Below are 26308 nucleotides of genomic sequence, written 5' to 3'. Positions count from 1 at the left end.
CTCGCCGGCGGGGCAGGTCTCCGAGAGGGGTCGTGCCCTCCCGTCGACCTCCCAGAGGGCTATCACGCGACCACCCCACAGGCAGGCCCGAGAACAGTCCGACTGTGGGTCGTGGCTACCCGCGGGGCGGCCGCGTGATCGGGCTTCGGCCAGGTCGACGGGAGGGCACTTTGCATCCGGTGTGCGCGCTGCGCGTGCACGGCCGATACGACCCGCACAACAGCTCTGAACTGCAGAAATACCCTCTGAACACTGCGATCCGTGGTCGAGAACGGCAGCGATGACGAGCGACTCGCCGCGCTGCGGCTCGGCCGCGTGGCGAGTCAGCCCCGAGGATCTTGCGGTGGTCGAAGCCGAACTCGCGAGGACCGCTGCAGAGACCACCCTGGACCGGTTGTTCCGCCACGGCACCGAGCTGATCACTCTGCTCGACCGGACCAACAGATGCGCTGGCTCCTCGACGACGTGCCCTGATCACCGTGTCCACGGCCATGGTGCTCCGTCGTGACGGTGACGGCGTTCAGGGTCATGACGTGCTACGCGCCCCGGACCGACACACCAGACAAAGATCACGAACTCCGGCTGCCGTATCAGTTCGAAAGCCAAGGTTCCCTCTCGCCGGCTCAGCGTCGACCTGCCAGGGATCCCGCCGTCAGCGCTGCCGCGGCCGCACCGAGCAGGAAGGGTGCGGTTGCGCCCGCCACGGCGGCGAGCCAGCCTGCGAGGGGCCCGCTCACGACCGTCGCGCCGAGCAGCACCACGGCGAACACGGACATGACCCGGCCGAGCATGTCGGGTCGGGCCTGCTGCAGTTGGGCGACAACGGTGATGAGCAGCACGGACCACCCGAGGCCGGCGACGGCCAGTCCCGCGAAGGCGAGGTCGGGCCTGACACCGACGAGCAGCTGCCCGGCGGCGACGACCGCCGTTGCCACCACCGTCGTGCGCCTGCTCGGGCGACCCCGCGCCGCGGCGAGGATGGTTCCGGCGAGGGATCCCGCGGTGAACGCGGTCAGCGCGGCCCCGATCGCGCCGGGTCCGCCGCCGAGCTGCTCCTGCACGATGGTCGGCACGCTGACCTGGTAGGAGAACGTGGTCGTCGCGACCGCGGCGAGCACGATGACGGGCACGCGCAGGGCCGGGGTGCGCCACACGTGGGCCAGTCCGTCGCGGACCTGCCGTGGAGCGCGAGGCGTGCGCGGGCTCTTCCCGATCCGCAGTGTCGCCAGCACGACGACATCGAGGAGGAACGACAGCGCGTTGACGCCGAACGCGATGGCCGCCCCGAACGCCGGCACGAGCAGCCCGCCGAGCGCGGCACCCAGTGTCATCCCGAGCAGCATCAGCGTCCCGCTGAGCGCCGCCGCCGCGGGTGCGGCGACGGGCGGGACGAGCTGCGGGGTGAGCGCACGCCGAGCGGGGGTGTCGACCGCGTTGACGATTCCCCAGGCCGCGGCCAGCACGCCGATCACCGGCAGCGTCAGCCGGTCGGTGGCTGCGGCGACGGCGTACCCCGCGGCGACCAGCCCCAACCCGGCCTCGGCCGCCATCAGCAACGTTCGGCGATCGAACCGGTCGGCCAGCGCGCCGCACCACGGCCCGAGCACCAGTGTCGGGACGAACTGCAGCGCCACCACCCAGGCCAGCGCCACCGGGTCCAGCGCCACCACGACGGCCGACAACGCCACGACCTGCGCCCATGAGCACGTGATCGAGGGCAGCTGACCTACCGCGTAGCGCCGGAACGCGCGGCTGCGCAGTGGCGCGAACGCGGTGCGGACGGGGGAGTCGATCGCGGAGGCCACCGTCACACCAGCGTGAACACTGCGGCGACGGCCAGCGCGACGCCGAACAGGTACGTGGCCATCGCGCCGGCCATGCGGACCCTGCTCTCCGCGGCCAGCGTTGTCGCGGTCAGCATCCCGTAGGCGTGCGCCAGCCTGGCGAGCGTCGCCCCGGCGATCAGCGGGATCGCGACGCCCGCCGGGCTGCCGAACCCCACCACCAGGAACAGCACGGCGAAGTACGGCACGTACTCGCTGGCGTTGCCGTGCGCGCGTTGCGCGATGAGCAGCGGAGAAGCCGGATCGGTCGGCATCTGCGATCCGCCGACCTTGGCTGTCACCCCGCGCATCCGCGAGACGTTGAAGCCGAGCAGGAACAGCATCGCTCCGAGCACGGCGACGCCGAGGACGGCGGCGAACAGGGCGGCGGACGAGGTGACGGTCAGGGAGGTCATGCCGGTGTCCTTTCGAGAACAGGTCGAGACGGAGCCAGGAAGGAGCCGTCGAGCGCGCGGTCGACGACGTCGGCGCAGAGCGTCCAGCCCAGGAGGGCATCGACCTTGCGCAGGCCACCGACGCTGGTCACGTTGACCTCGATGAGGTGGCGGCCGATCACGTCGAGGCCGGCGAGGTGGATGCCGTGACGCCGCAGCGTCGGCGCGAGGCGCGCGCAGATCTCGCGGTCCCGGTCGGTGACGGGGGCTTCCGTTGCCGGGTTGCCGATGCGGAAGTCGCCGTCGACCGGGAAGCGGTGCACGGCGCCGACCGGCTCGCCGTCCAGCACGAACAGCCGCTTGTTGCCCGCGGTCACCTCGCGCAGGTACGGCTGCAGCACCGCGGCCCGGCTGCCGGCACCGGTCACGATCTCGACGAGCGAGGCCAGGTTCGGGTCGTGGCGGTCGAGACGCAGCACGCCGCGACCGGCGAACCCGTCGACGGGCTTCGCGACGACCACCCGGTGCTCGGCGACGAACGCGCGGACCGTGGCCGGGTCGGCGGTGACCACGGTGGCAGGCCCGAGGTCGGGAAAGTGCAGTGGCAGCAGGTGCTCGCTGCACGCCCGCAGTCCGGCCGGGGCGTTGACCAGCGCGGTCCGTGTGGGTTCGACGAGGTCGAGCACCAGAGTGGCCGTCACGAAGGCCTCGTCGAGGGGCGGCTCGGTGCGCACGAAGACCGCCGCGACCTCGTCCAGCCAGATCCGCATGGGCTCGCCCGCGGTGTACCAGGGATCAGGGACGGTCCACCGGCATCCGCGCGTGGGAGTGCTCGGTGCCAGCCGTACCGGCGTGGCCAGGCACCGGGCCCGACCGTCGACGGCCTCCAGTAGCAGCATTTCGGTGGCCCACACGCGTGCACCGCGTGCCTGCGCGGCATGCATGAGGCCGATGCTGGTGTCCAGTGCGGGATCGAGGCCGTCCAACGGGTCGACGACGAAGACGACGTCCTGGTTCATCGCGCCACCTCCGCGAGCGCGGGCTGCACACCGGCACCGGCGGCGATCGCGAGCAGGTCCGCCGCGTGCGGCGTCCAGCCCGTGGTCGCCGCCCGCCACGCGGCCGGCAGGTCGCCGAGTCCGGGTAGCAGCAGGTCGAGGGCGTCGCGGCGGGCCCGTGGATGCGTGAGCAGGGTGTGCACGGCGTGCACCGCCGCCGGGATCCGCGCGTCGGGCTGCGCGTCGAGGTAGCGCACCTCCAGGTAACCGCCGCGCGGGCGCACCGGCGGGAACAGCGTGGAGAGGTGCTGCGCGGCGTCGAGGCCGGGCAGCGGCAGCCGGGGCGCCGCGGCGGCGAAGGCGAGGTAGGCCCCGACGGGGTCGACCGGGTCGAGGTGGCGGCCGTCGTAGGCGCAGCGGCGGGGATCGACGCGGGTCCAGATCCCGGTGCGGGCACCCTCGACGCCCGCCGGACGACCGTCCAGGCTCGGCGAGTTGGCGAATGCCGCCGCGAGGTGCGGCCCGGCGAGGTTGGCGACCAGCCACTGTTCGCGCCCGGCCCGGCCCGGCAGCAGGTCGACGCAGACCTGCAACGACGCGGTCAGCCGCATCATCCGGCGACCGTCGGATCCGTGCTCGTCGAGCATGCGCTGCAGGGCGCGGTAGCGCGCGTTCGGCACCTGCAGGGGCACGTGCTCGCAGGCGTGGAGCGGGTCGGTCCCGGCAGCGACCAGCTCGACGCCGGCGCGCGCGGCGAACTCGCGCGCCGTGGCCAGCAGGTCGAGGACCGTGTCGACCATGGCGTGCACCGGCATCGGGGGCGGGCTGAGCTCCAGCTGGCCGCCCGGTTCGAAGCCGGGGCGGGCGGCGCCGGCGAACCGCCCGTCGAAGACGGCAGCGAGGCGGGCCGGCTCCGGCCGCTCGCCACCGGCCACGGGGATGAGCTCGACCTCGACGCCGACACGGGTCGGCCGGGCTGCAGGGGCGAACGCGCGGCGTACGGCGGTCTCCAGATCCATGCCCGTACGCTCGCGCGGACCGCCCGTCCGAACATCAGTACCGGCACTGAGGAACGTACGGGACTTCGCACGCACTGCCGACGGGCGCAATACTCCCGCCATGGCCGCCACAGCCGAGCGCCTCTTCGGGCGGGCACGAGAACTTGCCGTGCTCCGGTCCGGACTGGAGCACGCGCGCGGCGGCACGGGCGGGCTCCTGCTCGTCGCCGGCCCACCGGGGATCGGCAAGACTCGCCTCGTCGAGGAGCTGGCAAGAGATCTCGGGGCGGGCGAGGCGGACGGGTGCACGGTCTGCTGGGGTGCCGCGCTCGACGACGACGGCATGCCGGTGCTGTGGCCGTGGACGCGGGCCGTCGCGGCGATGCCGGACGTGCGCGCGGCCCTCGCCGCCGACATCACCCCCGAGACGGCCGGGCCCGCGGACGCCGCGGCGGCGACGTTCGCCGCCGACACCGCCGTGCTCGACGCGCTGGTGGCGCGCGCACACGCGGCGCCGCCGCTGCTGCTCGTCCTCGAGGACCTGCACTGGGCCGACGCGGCAACGGTGCGGCTGCTGGAACGGCTGGTCGCCACCGTCCGCCGGGCCCCGGTGCTCGCCGTCGCGACCCACCGGCCCGTCGACAGCGGCCCGCTCGCGCAGGGCCCGTTCGCGCAGGCACTGCCGCGGCTGCTCGCCGGCAGCGCGACCGTGCCCGTCACCCTCGGGCCGCTACGTCCTGACGCCGCCGCCGCGCTGCTCGACCACGCCGTCGAGCATGCCGATCCCGCCGCGGTCCGCGAGGCTATCGACCGCGCCGGTGGCAGCCCGCTGGTGCTGAGGGCGCTGACCCGCATCGCGGCCGAGCAGCTGCGCGGGCGCGCCACCTGGGACGCCCCGCTCGGCGAGGCGGCGGAGCTGCGCGGCCTCGTCTCGGCAGCGCTGCGGGCGGCCGGCCCGGCGACCGCCGACGCCGTCGCGGCGCTCAGCGTGCTCGGCCGGTCCGCCGATCTCGACGTCCTCGCCGGGTTGCTCGGTGCGCGGACGGCGGCTGCCGCCGTCGAGCTGGTCGCCCCGGCGGCCGCGCTGGGGCTGGTCGACGAGGCCGACGGGGCCGTCGCGTTCAGCCACTCGCTCATCCGGGACGCCGTGAACGCCACCCTCTCCTCGCAGCGCCGGCTCGCACTGCACCGCACCGTCGCCGAGCTGCTCGAGCCGCGCGCCGTGGGGCGCGACGACCGGGCGGGCACGGTCGCTCGGCACTGGGTGCGGGCGGGTGAACCGGCGCGGGCGGTGCCGTGGGCGGTCCGTGCGGCCGACGACGCCCGGTCCGCGGGCGGCTACGCCGAGGCCGAGGACTACCTGCAGCTGGCACTCGACGCGCTCTCCCCGGATGCGGGGGCCGACGAGGCCGAGCTGCTGCTCGATCTCGCCCGCGCGCAGGCCATCGCGGGTCGGGTGGACGAGAGCGTCCGCACCTGCCAGCGCGCCGCGGCGGTGGGTGAGCACGCGGGCCGGCCGGACGTCGTGGCCAGGGCCGCCGTCACGGTGCAGGGCTTCGGGCATCCCGGTGTCAACCGCGCCGTCGAGCAGCTGTGCCGACGTGCGCTGGCCGGGAAGCTCGATGGCGGGCTGTCTGCTCGGGTGTCCGCGGCACTGGCCTGTGCACTGACCGAAGTGGGCGACCTCGACGAGGCACGCGAGCACGCCCAGCGGGCGATGGCGGCTGCGGTGGCGGCCGGCGACCGGCACGCCGAGCTCGACGCGATACTGGCCGGCGCGATGGTGGCGCAGAATCCGTGGCGCGGCATCGACCGGGTCGCGCTGGGGCGCAGGTCGGTGGAGCTGGCGGCTCAAGCCGGCCGGCCGCTGGCCGCGCTGTGGGGACACCTCTGGATCTCCGACGCCGCGGTCCAGTCGGGGGACCTGGCCGCTGCGGAGAGGCACATCGCGGCGATCGGCGGGGTCGCGGAGCAGACCGGGCTGCCGGTTGCGCGCTGGCACCACCTGCGGCGGCGGGCTTCCCTCGCCGCGATGGCCGGCCGTTTCGAGCTCTCCCGCCGGCTCTCGGCGGAGGCGAGTTCCGTGGCCGTGGGCTGGAGCGACGTTTCCGCCGACGGCGCTCGCGTCGGCTACACCGTGTTCCTCGCACTGCTGCGCGGCGACCCGTCCGATATGGACCCCGACTGGCGGGACCATCTCGACGACAGCGGGCGGAACCCGCCCGTGGCCAGGGCTGGCATGGCGGCCGCGCTGCTGCTCGACGGCGACCCCGACTACGCCCGCGCGCTGTACGCGCCGCTCATCGAGGAGCTCGGCCGGGTCCGCGACGCGCGCACCCTCGCCTGCGTCGGGTACCTCTGCGAGGTGGCGGTCGGCCTTTCGGACGTGGCGGGCTCCCGTGTGCTGCGCACGGTGCTCGCCGACGACTTCGCCGATGTCGTCGCCTTCGGCACCGGAACGATCTTCTATCTCGGCGCGCTCGCCCGCGCCCGCGCGGAGCTCGCACTCGTCTGCGGCGACACGGAGACAGCCGCCGCGGAGTTCGCCGAGGCCGAGCGTGTCAATACGGCGCTGGGCGCGCGCCCGTACCTCGCCCACACCCGAGGTGGGCTGGCCCGGCTCGCGCTCGCGACCGGGGACTTCGCCGCGGCCGTCCACCACGCGAAGGCGGCAGCCGCGGCTGCCCGCACGCTCGACCTGCCCGGCCTGTCGCGCGAGGCGTCGTCGCTGCTCGACCGCATCGTCGCCGATGCCGCCGCAGCCGACCCGTTCACGCGGCGCGAGCGCGAGATCGCCGAACTGGTCGGCCGGGCGCGGACGAACCGCGACATCGCCGCGGAGCTCGTGCTCTCCGAGCGCACCGTGGAGAGCCACGTCCGCAACATCCTGGCGAAGACCGGCACCGCCAGCCGCAAGGAGTTCATCCGCTGGATGCTGACCGGCGGCCGCGCTCTGTGACGTCGACATCGCGTGCGGTATGCGGCCTGAACACCGAGGGTGGAGCCGGCAGGATCGACGTTGCCGAGCCGTGGAGTGGGTCGTTCAGACCAGGCCGAGCTCTCGGGCGCGGCGGCGCGCCGGGGCTGGGTCGAACGGGGCGCGGTGCCACGTCGCGGTGGACTCGTCGAGATCGAGCAACAGCCAGGGTGCGCCCTCAGCTGCCTGTGCATCGAGACCGTTCCACCAGCGCAGCTGTGATGGGCGGGGCGCACCGACGGCCCCGGGGTTGAGGAGCCATTTGCCCTCGGAGATGTCGAGGGCGACGCCGGGAACGATGGTGATCCGTCGGGCTCCGCCGCCGGCTGTCGCCTGCCAGGCGTCGGGGACGTGGGTGTGTCCGACGAGCCCGAGGGGCGCCTTCTGGGCACCGAGGCAGGCGCCGGCGTTGCGTGTTCCGACGAACTCCCACACCGGATTGCGTGGGCTGGCGTGCCAGGCCTGGACGCCGTCGCGGCGGGCGGCCGGTTTGCGCGAGCGCAGCCAGGCCATGTCGTCGCTGCTCAGTCGCTTGCGCGCGAGTGTGTTCGACCGATCGGCGACGGGGCCCAGCCGGGACGGCTCGACCGAGCCGGTGACGCCGTAGTCGTGGTTGCCGGCGAGCGCGATCGTGCATCGCTCCCGTGTCGCGGTGACCGTTCGCTCCGGGTCCGGGCCACCGCCCAGCGTGTCTCCCAGCGACCAGATCTGCTCTGTCCCGCAGGCGATGGCTGAGGCGAGCACGGCGTCGAGCGCGTCTCCGTGCGCATGTGCGTCTGCGAACACGGCTACCAACATGACGGCAATGTAGTGGCCTGTACCGCAAATGCGGGGCGTAGGGCGGTGGCTCCGACGTGATCCTCAGGCCGGCGGCGCCGAGATCGGAGGGATGGTCCCGGCCGATGCTCGGTCGGGAGCGGCTATCCGACGCTGAACGTGTGCGACAGCAACGGATCGCCAGGGAAGTCGCAATAGACGCGCGACCCGCCGATCATGGGATCCAGGGCATTGGACCAGGAGCGCGGCCCGGAACGGTCGTAATAGAGTGCGGTGGTCACGTCGACGCACGTGATGTGCACGGTGATGTAGCCCGCTCCCTGGACGCAGATCGCATCGGCACCATTGGGATCGACCCGGCGCACCAGGTGAGGAGCTCGTCTCCCGGCTGCAGGAACCTGGGCGCTGGCCCACGCCCACTCCGGCCTGGGTCCAGGTGGCGGCGGTTCTCACCGAAGTCCGGGCCCCTGTCCAGGCCGAACGGATCGCAGCGACGGGCCCGGTGCGTCCCGCTCCCGGCGCCCGCCGGTCGGCACCGGTGGTGCTGGACGACCAGGACGAGAAGCTGCTGGCCGCTGTGCGTCGCGACGGCCGGATCGCCGTGATCGAACTCGCCACGGCTCTGGGATGTTCACCGGCGGCGCCGGCTCGACCGTCGCATCGCGTCCGGCGTGCTGTTCTTCGACGTCGAGATCGCTCCCGAGTACCTCGGCTACTCGGAGTGCAGGCCGTCGAGACCGCGCCGGTGATCCGCACGGCGAAGCGGGCCGGCACGCTGTTGGAGCGCACCGCCCCGGGCTGATGTGCGACGGGGCGACCGCGATCAGTGCTCGCCCTGCCGGCCGAGCGTCTCCATGGGGACGGCGCCGGGGCGGGTCCACTGCGGTGCCGGACGGCCAGTGGGACCCCAGGTGGCCTTGCCGTCGGCGTCGGTGCGCCAGTACCAGCATGCGTGTCGACCTTCCGGCCAGCCCTCGGGGTTGTCCTGCCATGCCTCGCCGCGGCCGTAGGGGGTCATGTCGAGCAGGCTGAACGAGCCGGCGAACGCTTCGTTGCCGCGGCCGGTCGTGGCGTAGGTGAGGAAGGTGCGGTCGCCGTCGCGGAGGAAGCAGGTCAGGGATCCCATGTCGTTGCCGATCGGTGTCGCCACGTCGCGGACGGAGTACCAGGGCTGGGTGTAGCCCATGAACGCGACGTAGGGTGCCACCTCCTCCCACCGGCCCGTCGTCACGATCGCGAACGAGACGTCGCGGGCGTTGAGGTAGGGCACCGCGTCCTTGAGGTGCCACGCGGCGTTGGTGCAGCCTTCGCATTGCCCCTGGTGCGGGGCGCCGTCGTGCCACATGTGCTTGTAGAGCACGAGTTCGTTGCGGCCCTGGAACAGGTCGAGGAACGGGACAGGGCCGTCAGGCCCGACGACGTGCACCGTCCCGTCGAACTCCACCATCGGCAACCGGCGCCGGGCTGCGGCGATGGCGTCGCCCGCACGGGTGTGGGCCTTCTCGCGGACGAGCAGTTCGTTGCGCGCGGCCTGCCACGTCGCCATGTCGGCGACGGGTGGGCGGCCGGGCTGTGCTGTGGTCGGGGTGTTCGACGTGGTGGTGGTCATGACAGCACTGACTCCCGAGCCGACCGGAACTCATCGGTGTCCCGCCTGGCGAACCCACGTCTAGAACAGCGTGAGTTGGGTGTCCACCGGTCGGCGAGGGAGCGGGGGGTACGACCGGCGTCGTGGTGCCCATCCGGTCTCGAGTGGGAGCGGTGGCAGGGGTGGCGGCTCGGAGCCGTCGTGGGCGAGCACTCGCAGCGCCGATGCGGAGGTCCAGCGCAGGTCCTGTCGGGCGAAGACGTCGCGGACGCCGTCGGCGTCCAGCGGGAGCCGGCCTGCGGCGAGGTCGACGTCGAGCTCGTCGCACATGGTCATGACCTGCCGGTTGAGGGCCCATGCCGGCTGGGCGGTCGGCAGGGCGAGGCGCGCCGCTGCGGCTGGGCCGATGGCGGCCCGCACCCGGTGGCCCCCGGCGTCGAGGTCTGCGAAGGCCTCCCGTGCGCTGCCCAGTGCGGTGAGCAGGCGTGCGGCGGTGCGTGGACCGATGCCCCGCACACCGGGCAGGTTGTCGGCGGGGTCGCCGCGCAGTGCGGCGAAGTCGGGGTACTGCTCCGGGTGCACGCCGAGCAGCATCATCAACCGTTGCGGGGTGAGGACGGGGGACGCCTCGACCCCGCCGTTGATGATCCGCAGGACCCGGGTGTGGGTGTCGATCAGGCCGAACGCGTCACGGTCGGAGGTCATGATCACCGTGGTGTCGCCGTCGGCCCGGGCCCGGTGGGCGACCGAGGCCAGCACGTCGTCGGCCTCCCATCCCGGGGGGACCTCGACGCCCATCCCCAGTTCCCGCAGCAGCTGCGCGGCGGCGGCCAGCTGCTCCGTCAGCGAGGCGGGCTTCGGTGCTCGTTGCGCCTTGTAGTGCGGCCACCGTCGGCGGCGGACGCTGCTGTCCGGGTCGTCGAACCCGACGATGACGGCGTCGGGAGCGAGCCGGTCGACGGCTGCGACCAGTTGGGTCAACAGGCCCCGTACCGCCCAGCGCGGGCGCCCGTCGGCGGACCGGGAACCCGTGCGGGCCTGCGCGTGGAAGCTGCGGTGCACGATCGAGTTGCCATCGACGGCGAGTACGACGCGCGGGACGGCCACCCCGTGATCGTACGGACCGGCGGGCCGCTGCGGTGTGGTTCCTCAGCCGATCCGCCGGCGGTACCTCGGGTTCGGCGACAAACAGGCGGTGCGGGTCATGCGGTCTGCCCCGGTCCGGCGACGCTGGCCAGCCGGCCCTTCAGCGCATCGGTGAGAGCCTTGTCGAGATGGTCGCACGATCTGCGCGACGGACATCCACCTGGCGGCGGGCGACGTCACCTCGCAGCAGGCGGCCGCGCAGCTGCCGGTGATCCTCGGGCACGAGATGGTCGGCGAGGTCGTCGCGACAACGGGGTCGACCGGGACTCGATCGGTCAGTCGCTCGCCGAGGGCGCACCGCGACATCAAGCTCGCGCTCGCGATGGTCTGAACCCGACCCGAACCCGACCTCCCGATCTCCCGCCCTACGGCGGCCCTGCGGTGCACCGCCAACACGTCGATCCTCGGCATGGACTACCCGATCCTGAAGGTGAGCTCCGACGAGTACACCAAGGTCATCCGGGAGGGGTGCCCGAGCTGCCGCGTCGACGTGATCAACATCCAGCCCAAGGACATCGGCACCCCCGCGGCCACCGCGCAGATGGTGTCGAAGCTGCAGGCCGACCCGTCGACGAAGTACGCCTACACGGTCATCGGCGACCTCGGCACCGGGCTCGCGCAGGCGCTGAAGCCGGCCGGCATCGACGACGTCACGATCTTCGGGCAGGTGCCGAACGAGTCCAGCATCGCGGACCTGCGCGCCGGCACCAGCGCGTGGTGGGTCAACCAGTCGTCGCGGATCAACGGCATGGACATGATCGACATGGCGGCGCGGATCAGCGTCACCGGCACGACGCAGAGCGACCCGGGCGGCTACCCGCTCGCGCTGCTCACCAAGGACAACGTCCCGGCCGGTACCAGTGCTCCGGTCGTGCCGTCCGACATCCTGGACCGGTATCGGCAGACGTGGGGGGTGAACGCGAACGGCTGATTCGGGCATGGCCAGGACCCTGGTCCCGGCCGCGTCCTTGACGCCCCGCCGTGGCGGGCCGCGGGCAAGGCGTCATCGTGGAGGAGGTCAGAAGACGAACGGGATGAGCATCTTGGTCGACCGCTGGTACGCGGGATAGGCATCTGGGAATTGCTCGGTCAGGTAGCGCTCCTCGACAGTCGCGCTGTAGGTGAAGTAGATCGCGGCCAGTGACACGGCGATCAGCACCACCCAGCTCAGTGCCACAGCGGTGCCGATGCCGGCTACGAGTATCCCCGAGTAGATCGGGTGGCGAACCAGGCGGTACGGGCCGCTCGTCACGAGTTCCGGCTCGTCCTTCTGCGCCATCGGAGTGCCCCAGTTGCGTCCGATGTGCACGCGAGCCCAGATGGCGAAACCCAGCCCGATTGCGAGTAGCGCGAGGCCGAGGCCCGCTCGCCAGGGGTCGGTGTTGAGGTCGTGGTTGCGAAAGGCGCCCAAGCGGACCAACACGATCACGATGACAATGATCAAGGCCCTGATCCCCAGCTCGCGAGGCCAGGACACGCGGCCCTTCTTCGTCGAGAAGGCAGCTACGAGCCAGTACAGCCAGAACGCCGCCCAGGCGACCGCGGAGACGAGCTCGACACCGCTCATCGGGCGCCGCCCTGGAACGGACTCGGCCGCCTCATGACGAGGGAGCTCGAGACCGTATCCGACAACCACTCGAACGTCTCGACCACCAGCGCCATCCTCCACCTCGGAGCGATGTTCTCCCACCCTGCCACACCGCCATCGAGGCAACTGATCGAATTCGGGGATGTTCAGCCGTCGTGGGGATTGCGAGCCCACCGCGCCAACCCCGTAGCCACCGCGCCGACGTCACGACATCGGCGCCGTGGCCAACCGGTTGGCGCGGTCAGGTTGTGGTGACCCGCAGGGGTACGTCGCCTCAAGCCTCGTGTCGGCGACCGCCCGGCGGTAGCGACGGGTCGAGGGTCGGCTCGATCGGCCCCTCGTCCGGCGGAGTGGCGGCCCGCCGGTCGCGGCGGCGGGCGGCGAGGGCTCGGACGCGCGGGTACCAGACCGGAAACAGCAGCAGGGCCAGGCCGGCGGTCACCGCGACCGTGAGCCACGGCTGCGGCACGAGCGCCGCGAAGAACTGGCCGAGGCGGCTGTTCCAGGCCACGATCGCCAGTCCGAGGCCGGCGTAGAGGCAGATCGCGGAGGCGGCGGCGAAGACGGCGAGACCGATCTGCTTCGGGCCGGGGCGGGTGCGGGTCGTGATGTCGCGCCAGAGGCCCTGGCCGAAGTAGGCCCTGGCCTCCTCGCGCAGCCGGGGGGTGCGCAGGGCGTCCGCGAGTGCCTGGTAGCCGTCGAGGGGCAGCAGGGGCACGAGGTTGTAGACGGTGTTGGTGAACAGCCCGAAGGCGAGGGTGTAGCAGACCCCGGCGATCCGGGGGTCGGGGACGGTGGTGGCGGCGATCGATGCGGCGCCCGCGATGCCGGCGGTGGTGAGCGGGCCCGACAGGGCCACGACGATCCGCGAGTAGGGGGTGCCGAACCACATGTCGCTGGTGTCGACGAACGCGAACGGCATGCCCATCATCAGCATGAAGCCGCCGCGGTCGACCCGACGCCCGTAGGACTTCACGGCGAACGCGTGCGCCGACTCGTGCAGCGCGGTCGCGACGAGGTAGCCGGCGAGCACGGTGGCACCACCGACCGGGCCGGCGCCGGCGAGGTCGAACAGCTGCTGGTGGTGGCTCGACTCGGCGAACGCGTAGATCCCGCCGACGATCAGCGCCCACAGCGCCAGCACCGCGGTCGGGGTGAAGAAGCGCCACGCGAAGGCCTGGTAGGCGCGCCCGACGAGCGGGTCGAGCCCCTTGATCGAGAGCTGGACCCTGATCAGGTTCTGCACCACGAACGCCCCGACCCGCCGCCATCCCGACAGCGCGGCCTGCCGGCCAGGCAGGCCGTCGACGAGTCCGGCGTCGGCGAAGGTCCGGACGGCGTCCTCGATGCGGGGCAGGGCCAGCTCGCCGAAGCGCTCCAGATAGGCGAAGAGCAGGTCGCGGATGCTGTTGCGGCCGTCGAGGCGCTCCCAGATGAAGACCTCCTGCTCGTCGAGGGACAGGTAGGTGCCGGTGCGGGTGTTCTTCAGCACCCAGGTCGGGTCCCCGGTGCCGGCGAGGCGCTTGAGCGCCCACCCGCTGCGGGCCCGCGGCACCGCGGCCAGTGGCTCCGCCGCGGCGGGCACCTCGGGTGCGGCGTGGCCGATCCGCAGCATCGTGTGCTCGGTGCCGCGCAGCTGGGTCTTCGACCCGACGGCTGCGCTGCGGGGTTGGGTGAACGTCACCTCGACGTCACCGAACGCGATCCGGGAACCGTCGCGCAGGATCGCCGGCGCGTCCCGACCGTCCACAGTGGTGCCGTTGAACGAGCCCGTGTCCTCGACGAGGAACCCGTCGGTCGTGCGGACGATCCGGCCGTGGTCGCGCGAGACGCTGTCGTCGTCGATCGTGACGTCGCGGTCGGCGGACCGTCCGACGGTGCTGACGCGGCCGGTCAGCGCGACTTCACCGCCGGCCCAGCGCAGCAGGGGCGCGGTGGACGCGGTGACCTTGGCGCGGCGGTGCGGGACACCACACGAGAGGCAGTAGGGGAATTCGCGGTGGACATGGACGTGGCAGGCGGCGCACAGCACGGCTACGAGACCGGTCCGGCCGGTGCCGCGTCGGCGACCGGGGCATGCGGCTGCGCGGGCACCACGCTCTGTAGGTAACCGGCGAGGTTGCTGTTGCCGAGCTGCACCGGGTCCAGCGTGCCGTTCGGTCCGATGCGGAACACCTCGGTGCCGTTCGGTCCCGCCTGGACGCGGTAGGTCTCGGGGGTGCCCCTGGTGACGGTGACGTCGTGGCTGCCGTCGGGGTTGGCCACGATGCCGTCCACCGGCGCAGGTCCGCCGGGCGGTGCGACGGCGACGATCGACGGGTGTCCGGAGGCGTCCACGAACCGGGTCTCGATCTGGCCGTCGGGCCGGGTCAGGGTGAGGGTGGCCGACCCGTCGGCGTTGAGGGTGTGCCCGGTCAGCTGGGATCCCGGCTCGCCGCTGTCGATCACCATCCCGTCGGTGTTGTAGAGCACGTAGCCCGGGGCGGAGGGTCCGGAGGGGTGCAGGTCGGCGAGGATCCGCCCGTCGGGTCGGAGGATGACGCTCTGGGGGTCGCCGTCGGAGTGCTCGAACCGCACCGTGGCCGTGCCGTCGGGGTGGGTGACGGTGAGGTCGTACTGCGAGCCCAGCGGCACCGTCACCTCGGATCCGCGGCCGTCTCCCATGATCATGTAGTGGGCGTTCGAGACGCCGTCGCCGCCGGTGACCGTCCACGTCGGAGCGGGGGTGGCGGCCGGCTGCGGCGCCGGGGTGGCCGGGCCGTGGGGCGCCGCCGGAGGCTCGCCGGACGGATGGCCCGGCGTGAGGTCTGCGGGTGCCGGGGCGGGTGTCGCCGTGTGGGAGACGACGCCGTAGACGGACACGGTGAAGGTGTCGACGCTGCCGTCGGCGTTGGTGCTGGTCTGGACGTAGCCGCCGCCCTGCTGCGGGGTGAGCGTGACCGGATGCGGCTGCCCGTCGGCCCCGGTGATGCTGACGGCGCGTGGGCCGTCGAGCAGCGGGGCGAGGCCGGGGTGCAGATCCGTCGAGATGCCGGCGGGACCCGTCGCAACGGCGGGCGGTGGCAGCTCGCTCGGGTGGGGGAGGGCTGAATCGCCACCGAAGGCCGGCGCGGCGGCGTCCGGGACGCCGCTCGTCGTGGGGTGCGCGGGGTCGGCCGGAGTGTTCTGGTGGGCCAGCAGCCCGCCGATGCCCGCGGTGAAGACGTTCGGCGGCTGGGTGGGCATGGAGCTGTCGTGCTGCGCGAGGATCGGGCCCAGGCCCGTCGCGAGGACGCCGCCGTTGGTGGCGTTGAGTGGCTCGGCTGTGGCGTTGTGTTGGGCGAGGAGGGGGCCGAGGCCGGTGGCGAGGACGCCGCCGTTGGTGGCGTTGAGTGGCTCGGCTGTGGCGTTGTGTTGGGCGAGGAGGGGGCCGAGGCCCGTCGTGAGGACGCCGCCGTTGGTGGCGTTGAGTGGCTCGGCTGTGGCGTTGTGTTGGGCGAGGATCGGACCCAGGCCCGTCGCGAGGACGCCGCCGTTGGTCGGGTGCACCGGTCCGGCAGGGGTGTTCTGCTGGGCCACGGCGTCCCCAGTCGGGTGCGCGCGGGCCTGGTTGACCGCAGGGTGATCGACGCCGGTGGTGGTCAGGTGCTTGGCCGGGCCTTCGACGGCGTCGGTGCTGTGGGGCTGTTCGGCGGCGGGAGCCGGGGCGGTTGCGGCGTGCGGGGCCGGAGCGGTCCGGTGCTCGGATGCGGTTGCTGCGCCGGGGTGCTCCGGCTGGTGGGTTGCATCCGAGCTGTCCTTCGGGACCGGTGCGCTGTGCGTCCTGCTCTCGGCGTGGTCGGCCTTCGCGTGATCGGCCTTCGTGTGATCGTCAGGGCGCGCGGGGCCGTGGTCGGAGCCGCCCCGGTCGCTGTCGTGGTGATCGCTGCCGGTGTCGGCAGTGTGGTGGCCGGCCGGCGCATGCAGCACGTCGACGGCGTGCGCGAGGGCGCTGCCGAAGACACCTCCCGAGCGCGAGAGGCGCTCCTCGAGCCGTTTCGGCTTCGTCCGGGTCGTCCCGATCCGGGTCGTCGCGATCGTTGCGGCCTCCGCGGGGCTGAGCCCGAACTGCTCGGTGAGCGCCTCGGGCCGGTCCCGGACGGCGTCGGCGAAGACGGGGTCGGTGGCCATCCTGATGAGGAGGTCCTGCAGGGCGGTGCTGGTCATCGGGGTCTCCGGAGGTGTCAGGTGCAGGAGTAGGTGAAGTGGCCGACGGCGTCGACCGGATCGGGTCGCAGCACCCGCAGCGTCGCGCTCGCCGGGTAGCGGCCGGACCCACTGAACGTCCACAGGAGATGGACCTGGGTGGAGGTGGCGCCGTCGGCCACCGACTGGGTCAGCTCGCCCGAGACCTGACCGTCGCTGCGCACCCATTGGTAGGTGATCGCGCCGGGCCTGCCGTTGGTGGTGATCGTGCCGACGACGTCCACGGTCGCGCCGCACGACGTGCCCGGATCGGCGGCAGGGGCGACGGTCGCAACGCTCACCTGCAGCGGAGCCGGCCTGGTCAGCAGGAAGGCGAGCACCCCGATCGCGATCAGGGCCGTGATCACGGCACCCGTCCTCGACGCGCGCCGCGGCCGGCGGGCACCGGGCGCGACCGGCCAGCTCGGCGTGGCCGCCGCCGGAACGTTCGGGGCCGGGCGGTCGCGATGCCGACCGGCGCACGTGGCCCGGTCGGACGGTTCGGCGAGCGCAGGGCCGGACCGGCGGCCGTTCCGGGTGGCCAAGACGTCTCCGGGGTCGGCGGCAGCCGCTCGGCGCTTCCCCGCCACGGTCGGGCGGTCCGCGGCGGCCATCACAGCCCTCCGGTCAGCGTGCCGGCGTCGACGACGGGGGCGCTGCCGTTGCCCTCGTTGCTGTCGGTGCCGGTTCCCTGCCCGGTGCCGGTACCGGTGCCGGGATTGGCCGGGGTGCTGCCGCCGCTGCCCTGGGGGCCGTCGGTCGAGCCGTTGCCCTGCCCTATGCCGGTGCCGGTGCCCTGGCCGGTGCCGGTGCCGGTGCCGCCGTTCCCGGCACCGGTCGGCGTGCCGCCGCCCTGTCTGCCGCCCTGCCCACCACCGTTGCCGGGGCGGGGACGGGTGCCGCGGCCCGGTCGGTCGCCGTTCCCGTGCCGGTCACCCGCACTCTCCGATCCGGGCCGTGCCGGCGGCGCGGCAGTGCCCCCATCGCGGGTGCCCCCATCACCGGTGGGCCCGTCGCCGATGTCGCCATCCTGGTCGTTCGCGGCCGGTACGACGGCCGGCGGGGGAACCGCGTCGCCGCCCGCTGCCGGCCGCGCCACAACCGGCGGCGGGACCACCGGTGCCGGCACGGTTCCACCCGCTGCCGGCTGCGTCGCGGTCCCCGGAACCCCCGGGATCGCCACCCCCGGAATCGGGGCCGCCGGTGCCGGTACTGCTGGCGCCGGTGCCGGGACGACCGGTCCGGGACGGTCGAACTCCGCGGCCGCCGCCGGGGCCGCGACGACCACGGCGGGCACCGGCCGCCCGGAGAACACGACGACCGCGCCACCGGCGAGCACGAGCACCGCGGCGGCCGCGGCCAGCGCCCGGCCCCGTCCCAACACTCGGGGTCCCAAGACGCGGGCGCCACCACCGAGGACGGTCGTGGCGATCGCGGTCCCGCCGACGGCACCGCCCGCGAGCGGGAACAGCAGCGCCAGCAGCGCCGCCCGGCGCGCCAGCTGGTCACGGCCCCGCTGCTCCCACTCGGGGCCGTAGCCCGCGGCCGCGACGCGGTCCAGTTCGGCCAGGAACTCGGCCGTTCCCGACGGCCGGTGCGCGGGGTCCTTCGCCATGCCGCACTCGAGCAGCGGTCGCACGGCCGCCGGCAGGGTGTCGACGGGGATCGGCGCCCGTTCGTGCTGGCGTCGCAGCGCGTCCAGGTCGTCCGCGACGAACGGCGGCCGGCCGGTCAGGCACTCCGCGAACGTGGCGGCGGCGGCGTAGACGTCACCGGCGACGCTCGCGGGCCGACCCTGCCACTGCTCGGGCGCCATGTACTCCGGCGTCCCCGACGTCATCCCGGCCGTTCCGGCGTGGGCGGCGATCCCGAAGTCGGTCAGTACGCTGCGCCCGTCGCCGGTGACCAGCACGTTCTCCGGCTTGTAGTCCCGGTGCACGACCCCGGTCGCGTGTGCCGCACCGAGCCCGAGCAACGATCCGCGCAGCGCGACCAGCGCCGCCTCCGGCTCGGTCGGGCCGTGGGTGCGCAACAGCTCCCGCAGGGAGGCCCCGTCGACCAGTTCCATGACGATCGCGGCGCCGCTGTCGGACTCGTGCAGTCCGAGCATTCGCACCACGTGCGCGTCGTCCACCCTGGCCAGCAGCGCGGCCTCGTCGCGGAACTCCGTGCGGAACTCCGGGTCGGCGAGCAGCTCCGCGGTCAGGTACTTGATCGCGACGGGTTCTCCGGTCGGCTCCGGCACGGCGAGCACGACCGTGCCGCTCGCACCGCGCCCCAGCTCCCGGACGTGCCGGTACCCGGGGACGAGCCAGCCGTCGTCGAGCGTGGGGTCGGGCCTGTGCTGGGTGCGGCGCCGGGACCGTGATGTGGACATGGCCGAAGTCTTGATCGTCGCGCGGCCGCCGCCATCGCGGAAACCACGGAGAAGCGGTACGGAATCAGCGGGCGCGGCGCGCGGACCACGCCGCGATCTGGCTGCGGCTGGTGAACCCGAGCTTGGCCAGGATGTGCTGCACGTGGCTCTCGACGGTGCGCTCGGAGATGTGGGTGGTGGCGGCGACCTGCCGGTTGGTGAGGCCGCTCGCCACCAGCTCGGCGATCTCACTCTCGCGGCGGCTCAGCACGCCGCCGTCACGCAGCGCCCCGGACAGCTGTGCGATCTGTGCGCCCAGCGGGGCCATCCCCATGCGCTCGGCCGCGGACCCGGCGGCGGCGAGCAGGGCCGTGGCCTCGTCGTTGTCGGCGGCTCGCCCCCGCGCGCGCAGCGCCGCCGCGAGCCGGTGGCGTGCCATGGCGGCGAAGGGGGCCAGCCCGGTGGTGTCGTTGGCGGTGACGGCGGCGCGCAGGTGCCGGACGGCCGCATCGGGCCGCCCAGCGGCGAGCGCGGCCGCTCCCAGGTAGAGCTGCACCGAGCCGCCGACGGTGACGGCACCGGCGCCGCTGACGAGGTGCAGGTCGGCGTGTGGCAGCAGCAGCCGGTAGCTGGCATCGGCCGTGGCGGCGTCGCCGAGGTCGCACGCCAGCAGCGCGCGGCGGCCCTCGATGGGCAACGCCATGAACGGCTGGAGTCGCGGGGACCCCGGCGGGGGGAGCGTCGCGAACCAGCGCCTCGCCTCGTCGAGCCGGCCCGCCGCGACGTAGAGCTGGGTGAGCGACGTGCGGATCAGGCCCTCGAACGGGCCGTCGGGCCCGGCGACCGGCTCGAGCATGGCGATCCCGGCCGCGGTGTCCCCGGTGAGGATCCCCAGCTCGACGCGCACGGCGAGCACCGTCTGCAGGGCACCCTCGTGCTGGCCGCCCTCGGCGATCCCGAACGCCTCGTCGTTGAGGACGGCCGCGTCGGCGAACCGTCCGCGCCCGTAGGCCAGCGCGATCCGGCTGCGGAGCAGGTGGAACCCGGCGAGTGGCATCCGCAGCTGCGCCACCACCGGGTCGAGGCGGTCGAGCTCGATCTCGGCCTCGGCGACCCGTCCCGCCTGTAGCAGCGCGTCGAACCGCCAGATGCGGCCCCAGAGCACGGCGTCGGCGTCGGCGGTGCTCTCGCCGAGCTGGAGCATCCGGTCGCCCAGCGTGCGCCGTTCGGCGTTGCCGTCGGTGCCCGAGCGGGCCAGCTGGCGTGCGCGCAGCGCGCTGATCAGCGACTCCGGGTCGCCGAGGCGCTCCGCCATGGTCAGTGCCGCGGCGCTGGCCATGGCCATGCCGTCGTGGTCGGCGTCGGGGACCATCGTGTGGCAGAGCTGGGCCAGCAGCCGGGCGCGCAGCGGGCTGTCGCCCTCGTCCAGGTCGTGCAGGGCCGCCGCGCACCACTGGCGGGATGACGCGAGCCACGTCAGGTCCGACACCGCGGGCATCACCAGCGCGGCCCGGCCGAGCAGCCCCGGGTCGCCGAGGTGGCGGGCCAGCCCGGCGGCCTCCGTGCACAGCTCGGTCACGGTCTGCACGGCGTTCGCAGCCGCGAAGGCGTGTGCCGTCGCGAGGAGCAGCTCGGCCCGCTCGCCCGCCGGGAGCACCTGCCGCCCGGCGTCGACGGCGAGCGCGTAGAGGCGGGCCGCGTCCTCGTGGGCGAGCTGCGCCATGGCCTGCTCGGCGGCGGCCCGGACCCGGGCGACGGCGACCGCCGGATCGCCGAGCGGCAGCGCGGCCAGCGCGTGGTGGGCGAGCTCGGGGACGACGTCGGGGTCGGCTGCCGCCGGTTCGAGCAGGAGGGCGACCCGATGGTGGATCCGGGCCCGCTGCGCCGGGGCGAGCTCCATCAGCAGCGTCTCGCGGACGAGGTCGTGGCCGAACCGCAGCCCGGTGCGGCCCTGCGGGCGTTCCAGCACGCCGTCGTCGATCGCCGGGCCCAGCTCCTCCAGCAGCGTCTCGACCGATGTCGCGGCCACCGCGGCGAGCCGGGCGGGCGCGAACTCGCGGCCCAGTACCGCGGCCACGTCCAGCAGCGAGCGGACGCCCGGGGGTAGCCGGTGCACCCTGCGGTGGACGGCGTCGCGGACGGCACCGGGAACCCCACCCACGGCACCCGGATCCGCCAGTGCCCGGCCCAGCTCCCCGACGAAGAACGGGTTGCCCCGCGTGCGGCTCGCGACCTCCTCGACGACCTGCGCCGATGGTCGGGTGCCGAGCCGGTCGGTCAAGGCGGTGGTGATCGCGCGCTCGTCGAGGCCACGCAGCTCCAGCAGCACCGCACCGGGCAGGCGCGCGAGCTCGGTGCCGATCTCCCGGGGCCGGTAGGTGACGGCGAGCAGCAGCCGCGCGTCGCGGGCGTGCCGGGCCACGTGCTGCAGCAGCGCCATCGATGCGGGGTCGGCCCACTGCGCGTCGTCGAGCACGAGCACGAGCCCGCTGCCGGCGGCGACGTCGCTGAAGAGGCGCGCAGCCGCGTCGAACACGGCGAAGCGCTGCTCGGGTGCCACCGGGCCGGGCGCCGCCGTTCCCGCAGGCCGCAGCTCCGGCGCGATGCGGGCCAGCTCGGTGGCGATGCCGGACCGGGCGAAGACGGCGGCCGGACCGGCGGTGGCGGGCCACGACCGCAGGATCTGCCGCCACGGCCAGTAGGCCGGCGCGCCGTCCTCGTCGGTGCAGGTGCCCCACAGCGCGGGAACGGCCCGCGCTCCGGCGATCCGGCACAGCTCGGTGACGAGCCGGGTCTTGCCGATGCCGGGCTCACCGGCGATGAGCACGACCCCCGGTGTGCCCGCGAGCGCGCCCTCGAAGCGGGCCACGAGCTCGTCCAGCTCGGCCTCTCGGCCGACGAACCTGGGCTCCACGGACGAACGGTAGCGCAGGCTACGTACCCGGATTCCGTGGTCTCCACGATGTCGGGACGGTTCCGAACTCCTAGACATCTCAGCTATGACAGCCACAGCGAGTTCCGGGACACCCACAGCGAACACTGCCGTCGTCCGGACCCGGCGCCGAACTGCGATCCGGGCCGCCCTGCTCTTCGATGGCACCGGTGCGACGATCACCGACCCGCTCGTGGTGATCGAGGACGGCCGTATCGCCGCGGTGCACTCCGGGCGCCGCGTCGCCGCGCCCCCGGATGCCGAGCTGATCGAGCTGCCCGGCGCCACCCTGCTCCCCGGCCTCGTCGACACCCACGTGCACCTCGGGTTCGACGGCAGCATGGACCCGGTGGCGGCGCTCGCCGCCCGGGACGACTCCGCGGCGCTGGCGGCGATGGCTGGGGCCGCGGCGGCGCAGCTGCGGGCCGGTGTCACGACGGTGCGCGATCTCGGCGATCGCGACTACTTGGCGCTGACCCTGCGCGAGGCCGCGCCCGCGCTGCTCCCGACGATCGTCGCGGCCGGCCCCCCGATCACCTCGGCGGGCGGGCACTGCCACTTCCTCGGCGGCGCGACGGCGGGGATCGCCGGGGTCCGCGCCGCGGTGCGTGACCACGTCGAGCGGGGCGTCGACGTGATCAAGGTGATGGCGAGCGGGGGCATGATGACCGCCGGGTCCGATCCGACGCTCCCGCAGTTCTCTCCTGCCGAGCTGCGGGCGCTCGTCGAGGAGGCCCACCGGCACGGGTTGCCGGTCACAGCGCATGCCCACGCGCTGGACGCGATCGTCGACGGCATTGCCGCGGGGGTCGACGGTCTGGAGCACTGCACGTTCCGGTCCGGGACCGACGTTGTGGTGCCCGATGAGGTCGTGGCGCGGATCGTCGCGCGGCGGATCGCGGTCGGCACGACGGTCGGGGTGGTGCCGGTGGAGGGGATGGTCGCGCCGCCGGAGCTGCTCACGCTGCTGCCGAAGCTGATCGCGGCCCATTCCCGGTTGCAGCGGGAGGGTGCGGTGCTGGTGGCCGGCACCGATGCCGGGATCGGCCCGATCAAGCCGCACGGTGTGCTGCCCCATGGTCTTGCCTCGCTCGTCGACCTGGGCATGACCAACGCGGAGGCGCTGTCGGCGGGCACCCATGTCGCGGCGCAGGTCTGCGGGCTCGGGGACGGCAAGGGGCGGTTGGCTCCGGGCTTCGACGCCGACCTGCTCGCCGTCGACGGCGACCCGCTCATCGACATCACCGCCCTGCAGCGCCCGGTCGCGGTCATCGCCCGCGGCGAGCGCGTCCCCGCCGTCGGAACGGAGGGCCAGCGGGGATGATGCTGGCGTCGGAGGATGCGCAGGGCCGGTCGGCGATCCCGGCGCATCGGGAGCAGGGGTTGATGGATTCGTACTCGACGTACGCGGTGCGGCCGACACTTCGAGCGAGATCGTGCGAGCCCTGGAGAGGGCGGCTTGGGGACGGTCTGCGTGGACCCTTCCCCGGCCCACGCAGACCGTGACTCGGCGCACCATCGGGCGAGGGGGCTCGCTCGAATCCCTGGGCGATCGGGTCCCGGGGATCTGATCATCGCGGCGCAGGTGCGTGGGCGGGGACACGCGGGGGAGTCCGATCATTCGCCCGACGGAAGCGTGATGGGCGGTTCAGCGAGTCCGACAGGTGCGCCCCCTGCAGTCCCAGGTCCGGGCGTGCTCAGCTGCCCATCTGGTTGTTGCCAGCTGCGAGGAAGTTGGCGAGTGCGGCCTGGGTGGCGGCGTTCATCGTGCCGGTCTGGGGCAGGTGGGCGTCGCGCTGCAGGTAGGTGATGGCCTGGGTGGTCTGGGCGTTCATGATCCCGGTGACGGGGCCTTCGTAGTAGTTGAGCTGGCCGAGCTCGGTCTGCAGCGTCGTGATCGCCGCGCTGGGCCCGACCGGGGTGATGGGCGTGACCGGATTGATGGGCGTGACCGGGGTGACGGGCGTGACCGGGGTGATGGGTGTGACCGGGTTGACGGGCGTGACCGGCACGACCGGCTTGACGGGGCTCACGGGCGTCACGGGGACGATGTGGTGGGCCGGGGTGCCGTGGCCGCCGCCGTGGATGACGACGGTGGTCGGGGTGGTCGGGGCCGGGGTGGTCGCGCTCGCGGTGCCCGCGGTGAGCCCGAGGACGATGCCGGTGGCGATGCCGGCTCCGGCGAGGGTGGCGCCGATGGCGAGTGCGATGGTGCGGCCCCGGTGGGAGGTGTTCGCGGCGGTGGTGGTGCCGGTGGTGGAGAGGGTCTCGGCGTCCATGGTGGTGGCTCCTTGTGCGGCGGCTCCGGGGTGTTTCCCCGATGTCCCAACAGTGCGCCGCGGCGGGGTTCGGCACCGTCGACCGGTGGGGCCATCGCGGGGATGAGCCAGGCGTCGGCCGATCGGTGGACACCCGCGCGGTCGATCACGTTCGGAGCACTTCGTGGCGGCACCGTACGACGGATCCGAGCAAGGGTGTGGAGCGGCTCAGGGGGTGTCGAACAGAGCGCGGTCGGCAGCGGTCCACTCCGCACTGCGACCCTGCGTGGCGCAGAACATGGACCAGGTGAGCAGGGGACCCGTCGGACGGGGCGGGCGCGCCCAGTAGCCGATCGAGGTGTCGTGGCGCCACGCTCCGGTGCCGGGCCCCTTGACCATCACGAGGTCCCCCGACTTCTGCAGCCGGCCGAGTGCCTTGGCGAACCGGGCCGTCGACGCCGACGCCAGCCGGCGCCCGCCGAGCATCAGGTGCCCGCGCGCTCGAACGTGGGCGACGAACATCTCCGGTCGGGCGAGCCGGAACCGGTACTCGACGACGCCGTACTCGACGAAGGGTTCACCGGCGTTGACGCAGCTCAGCAGCGGTTCGAGGAGCTCGTCGATCGCGGCGTCCTCGGTGCTCGTACCGGCGCGCGGCGCACCGGGAGTGCGTGCGGCGGCCCGGCGCGCGGTGGCCGTGCGCCCGGCCGGCGCGTCCACGACCGCGGGAGCGATCGACCACACGTGCTCGCCGGCGCCGTCGTGACCGCCGGTGCACGTGAACTGGATCCGGCCGTCCGGCAGCCGTCGGGATGGCAGGACGTCGTCGTAGGTGAAGCACCGCGGACAGGTGATGATCAACGAAAGACTCCGGATGGACCCACGGCTCGACTCTAGCGAATCGGAATTCGGTGTAGTGCCGTGCTGGTGGGTCGGAGGCGCAATCGTGACGCCGGTGTCGTACCTGACTGCAGCCCCGAAGGTTCCCCCGCCACCCGTCATAGGCTGCCTCGACGACGGACACCGACCCCGGATCCGCGCCCGATCGCCGGAGGACACACGCAGACCCGGGACGCGATCCGAGCCCGACGCAACGTCCGCAGCTACGGCGCGGAACCCCTGCCGGACGACGCGCTGACCCGCATCCTCGACGCGGGCCGCCGCGCACCCTCCGCGGGCAACCGGCAGCACCGGGACTTCGTGCTGGTCACCGACCGGCAACAGTTGACGGAGCTGTCGACCGTCTGGGTCGGGCCGGCCACATCGCCGGTGCCGCCGCCGCGATCGCGCTCGTGGTCCCGACACCTGAGGACGTGCGGAACCGCGTGATCGACGCCTTCGATCTCGGTCAGGCCACCTTCGCCATCATGCTGGCCGCCACCGACCTGGGTATCGGGACCGGGCACTCCGCGGTGGGCGACCAGGACCGGGCCCGCGCCGCCCTCGGCGTCCCCGACACCCACGAGGCCGCCTTCCGTTCGACGAGGTCGTCCACCGCGGTCACTGGTGAGCCGCACGTCGGGGCCGTATCCCCTGACGTGCGGCGCTCATGACCGATGCCCTCCGCGATGTGGCGATCACGTCGCGGAGGGAGGAGGTCCGGGTGTCGTGGCGAGGTGCATCCAGGTGCGGTAGCGCCACTCCTGGTAGGTGTCGGCGGTCCAGCCGTTGGTCCGGGTGAGGACCAGGTAGGTGTCGACGGTGCCGATGAGACTGCTCGTGGTGAGGATCCAGTCGAGGTCCGCGTCGGGATGGAGCAGCCCGTCGGCGTGGGCGGTCTCCCAGAACTGCCGGAGCTGGTGCAGGGCGTCGGCGCGCCCCGCGGTGGCGGCGTCGGCGATGGTGGGTTCGAGGGGTGCGGCTTCTGCTGCGACGGCCATGAGCGGTCCGGAGCGTTCCATGATGGCGCGGGTTCCCGCGGCGTGGACGGCGATCCGTTCCTGGAGGGTGGGTGCGGTCAGCGCGATGCGTGTCCCGTCGCGGTGGGCCACGTCGATCGGCAGCGGGTCGCCGACGATCGCGGTGTCGATGACCTGTTTGAGCAGGTCGGCCTTGGTGCCGAACCGTACGTAGACCGTGCGTGGCGCGACGCCGGCGTGCTCGGCGACGTCGGTCAGGGTGGTGGCGAGGTAGCCGCGCTCCAGGAACAGGGTCGTTGCCGCGGCGATGACCTGTGCCGCGGTGCGGGCCGCGCGTCCACCGGGACCGCTGGCGGGGTTCCCCTTGACATCGGCGCTCATGACTTGCAGTCTAACTGCACATTGAACTT

Annotated in this window: 24 protein-coding genes; 7 read left to right on the top strand and 17 right to left on the bottom strand. The window is 73.5% G+C overall.

Features of this window, described 5'->3' with window-relative positions:
* Nucleotides 1-623: 623 nt before the first annotated feature.
* The 4 genes from ACFPFQ_RS06695 to ACFPFQ_RS06680 are packed head-to-tail and all read right to left on the bottom strand — an operon-like array spanning nucleotide 624 to nucleotide 4235.
* On the bottom strand, nucleotides 624-1805 hold the full coding sequence (locus tag ACFPFQ_RS06695; protein ID WP_379615835.1) for an MFS transporter: 1182 nt from the start codon (nucleotides 1803-1805) through the stop codon (nucleotides 624-626).
* Nucleotides 1806-1807: 2 nt separating this feature from the next.
* A complete protein-coding gene (locus tag ACFPFQ_RS06690) occupies nucleotides 1808-2239 on the bottom strand; it encodes an MAPEG family protein (RefSeq protein WP_379615833.1) in 432 nt (143 codons plus the stop codon).
* Entirely contained in the window at nucleotides 2236-3237 is a 1002-nt protein-coding gene (gene gshB, locus ACFPFQ_RS06685) for a glutathione synthase (protein ID WP_379615831.1), read from the bottom strand. Before gshB ends, ACFPFQ_RS06690 begins: the two co-directional genes overlap by 4 nt.
* Nucleotides 3234-4235 carry a glutamate-cysteine ligase family protein gene (locus ACFPFQ_RS06680; protein ID WP_379615829.1) on the bottom strand — a complete coding sequence of 334 codons (1002 nt, stop codon included), beginning with the start codon at nucleotides 4233-4235 and terminating at the stop codon, nucleotides 3234-3236. The genes gshB and ACFPFQ_RS06680 overlap by 4 nt, the downstream gene beginning before the upstream one ends.
* 100 nt (nucleotides 4236-4335) lie before the next feature.
* Between ACFPFQ_RS06680 and ACFPFQ_RS06675 the strand changes: the two genes are divergently transcribed.
* A complete protein-coding gene (locus ACFPFQ_RS06675; protein WP_379615827.1) occupies nucleotides 4336-7173 on the top strand; it encodes an ATP-binding protein in 2838 nt (945 codons plus the stop codon).
* Between the two features lie 84 nt (nucleotides 7174-7257).
* Here the strand turns inward: ACFPFQ_RS06675 and ACFPFQ_RS06670 are convergent, their stop codons facing one another.
* Both ACFPFQ_RS06670 and ACFPFQ_RS06665 read right to left on the bottom strand, forming a co-directional pair.
* Nucleotides 7258-7989 carry a metallophosphoesterase family protein gene (locus ACFPFQ_RS06670; protein WP_379615825.1) on the bottom strand — a complete coding sequence of 244 codons (732 nt, stop codon included), beginning with the start codon at nucleotides 7987-7989 and terminating at the stop codon, nucleotides 7258-7260.
* Nucleotides 7990-8111: 122 nt separating this feature from the next.
* Entirely contained in the window at nucleotides 8112-8333 is a 222-nt protein-coding gene (locus tag ACFPFQ_RS06665) for a hypothetical protein (RefSeq protein WP_379615823.1), read from the bottom strand.
* 71 nt (nucleotides 8334-8404) lie between these two features.
* Between ACFPFQ_RS06665 and ACFPFQ_RS06660 the strand changes: the two genes are divergently transcribed.
* Complete coding sequence (locus ACFPFQ_RS06660; RefSeq protein ID WP_379615821.1) at nucleotides 8405-8770, top strand: AsnC family protein; 366 nt, start codon at nucleotides 8405-8407, stop codon at nucleotides 8768-8770.
* A 21-nt stretch (nucleotides 8771-8791) separates the two neighbouring features.
* On the opposite strand, the gene ACFPFQ_RS06655 is transcribed toward ACFPFQ_RS06660, so the two are convergent.
* Nucleotides 8792-9577 carry a DUF899 family protein gene (locus ACFPFQ_RS06655; RefSeq protein WP_379615819.1) on the bottom strand — a complete coding sequence of 262 codons (786 nt, stop codon included), beginning with the start codon at nucleotides 9575-9577 and terminating at the stop codon, nucleotides 8792-8794.
* Nucleotides 9578-9637: 60 nt separating this feature from the next.
* Nucleotides 9638-10663, bottom strand: a complete 1026-nt coding sequence (locus ACFPFQ_RS06650) for a 5'-3' exonuclease (RefSeq protein ID WP_379615817.1) — start codon at nucleotides 10661-10663, stop codon at nucleotides 9638-9640.
* Between the two features lie 178 nt (nucleotides 10664-10841).
* On the opposite strand from ACFPFQ_RS06650, the gene ACFPFQ_RS06645 reads away from it, so the two are divergent.
* Both ACFPFQ_RS06645 and ACFPFQ_RS06640 read left to right on the top strand, forming a co-directional pair.
* Entirely contained in the window at nucleotides 10842-11033 is a 192-nt protein-coding gene (locus tag ACFPFQ_RS06645) for an alcohol dehydrogenase catalytic domain-containing protein (RefSeq protein ID WP_379615976.1), read from the top strand.
* Nucleotides 11034-11111: 78 nt separating this feature from the next.
* Nucleotides 11112-11633, top strand: coding sequence for a hypothetical protein (locus ACFPFQ_RS06640; protein WP_379615815.1), 522 nt, complete (start codon nucleotides 11112-11114; stop codon nucleotides 11631-11633).
* 87 nt (nucleotides 11634-11720) lie between these two features.
* On the opposite strand, the gene ACFPFQ_RS06635 is transcribed toward ACFPFQ_RS06640, so the two are convergent.
* The 6 genes from ACFPFQ_RS06635 to ACFPFQ_RS06610 all read right to left on the bottom strand — a co-directional run bounded on the left by ACFPFQ_RS06635 (nucleotide 11721) and on the right by ACFPFQ_RS06610 (nucleotide 21763).
* Nucleotides 11721-12269, bottom strand: coding sequence for a methyltransferase family protein (locus ACFPFQ_RS06635; RefSeq protein WP_379615813.1), 549 nt, complete (start codon nucleotides 12267-12269; stop codon nucleotides 11721-11723).
* A gap of 295 nt (nucleotides 12270-12564) precedes the next feature.
* On the bottom strand, nucleotides 12565-14322 hold the full coding sequence (locus ACFPFQ_RS06630; protein WP_379615811.1) for a PqqD family peptide modification chaperone: 1758 nt from the start codon (nucleotides 14320-14322) through the stop codon (nucleotides 12565-12567).
* A gap of 2 nt (nucleotides 14323-14324) precedes the next feature.
* Complete coding sequence (locus ACFPFQ_RS06625) at nucleotides 14325-16475, bottom strand: hypothetical protein (RefSeq protein ID WP_379615809.1); 2151 nt, start codon at nucleotides 16473-16475, stop codon at nucleotides 14325-14327.
* A gap of 17 nt (nucleotides 16476-16492) precedes the next feature.
* Nucleotides 16493-16861 (bottom strand): hypothetical protein, encoded by a 369-nt coding sequence (locus ACFPFQ_RS06620; protein ID WP_379615807.1) that lies wholly within the window; start codon nucleotides 16859-16861, stop codon nucleotides 16493-16495.
* Nucleotides 16862-17106: 245 nt separating this feature from the next.
* On the bottom strand, nucleotides 17107-18870 hold the full coding sequence (locus tag ACFPFQ_RS06615; RefSeq protein WP_379615804.1) for a serine/threonine-protein kinase: 1764 nt from the start codon (nucleotides 18868-18870) through the stop codon (nucleotides 17107-17109).
* A gap of 64 nt (nucleotides 18871-18934) precedes the next feature.
* Nucleotides 18935-21763 (bottom strand): helix-turn-helix transcriptional regulator, encoded by a 2829-nt coding sequence (locus ACFPFQ_RS06610; RefSeq protein ID WP_379615803.1) that lies wholly within the window; start codon nucleotides 21761-21763, stop codon nucleotides 18935-18937.
* Between the two features lie 85 nt (nucleotides 21764-21848).
* Between ACFPFQ_RS06610 and ACFPFQ_RS06605 the strand changes: the two genes are divergently transcribed.
* Nucleotides 21849-23105: an amidohydrolase family protein gene (locus tag ACFPFQ_RS06605; protein WP_379615802.1), complete on the top strand. Its 1257-nt coding sequence runs from the start codon at nucleotides 21849-21851 to the stop codon at nucleotides 23103-23105.
* Nucleotides 23106-23478: 373 nt separating this feature from the next.
* On the opposite strand, the gene ACFPFQ_RS06600 is transcribed toward ACFPFQ_RS06605, so the two are convergent.
* On the bottom strand, nucleotides 23479-24060 hold the full coding sequence (locus ACFPFQ_RS06600; RefSeq protein WP_379615801.1) for a peptidoglycan-binding domain-containing protein: 582 nt from the start codon (nucleotides 24058-24060) through the stop codon (nucleotides 23479-23481).
* 207 nt (nucleotides 24061-24267) lie between these two features.
* A complete protein-coding gene (locus ACFPFQ_RS06595) occupies nucleotides 24268-24900 on the bottom strand; it encodes a hypothetical protein (RefSeq protein ID WP_379615799.1) in 633 nt (210 codons plus the stop codon).
* 60 nt (nucleotides 24901-24960) lie between these two features.
* Here ACFPFQ_RS06595 and ACFPFQ_RS06590 point away from each other — a divergent pair, with 60 nt between their 5' ends.
* Nucleotides 24961-25368, top strand: a complete 408-nt coding sequence (locus tag ACFPFQ_RS06590) for a nitroreductase family protein (RefSeq protein WP_379615797.1) — start codon at nucleotides 24961-24963, stop codon at nucleotides 25366-25368.
* Nucleotides 25284-25592, top strand: a complete 309-nt coding sequence (locus tag ACFPFQ_RS06585; protein WP_379615974.1) for a nitroreductase family protein — start codon at nucleotides 25284-25286, stop codon at nucleotides 25590-25592. The genes ACFPFQ_RS06590 and ACFPFQ_RS06585 overlap by 85 nt, the downstream gene beginning before the upstream one ends.
* Before the next feature lie 24 nt (nucleotides 25593-25616).
* Here ACFPFQ_RS06585 and ACFPFQ_RS06580 read toward each other — a convergent pair whose 3' ends face one another.
* Nucleotides 25617-26279, bottom strand: coding sequence for a TetR/AcrR family transcriptional regulator (locus ACFPFQ_RS06580; protein ID WP_379615795.1), 663 nt, complete (start codon nucleotides 26277-26279; stop codon nucleotides 25617-25619).
* Nucleotides 26280-26308: the final 29 nt, after the last annotated feature.

It is taken from the genome of Pseudonocardia sp. GCM10023141, from assembly GCF_042653605.1.
Note: the sequence above shows the minus strand (reverse complement) of the source record. Positions and strands in the feature narration are given on the sequence as shown.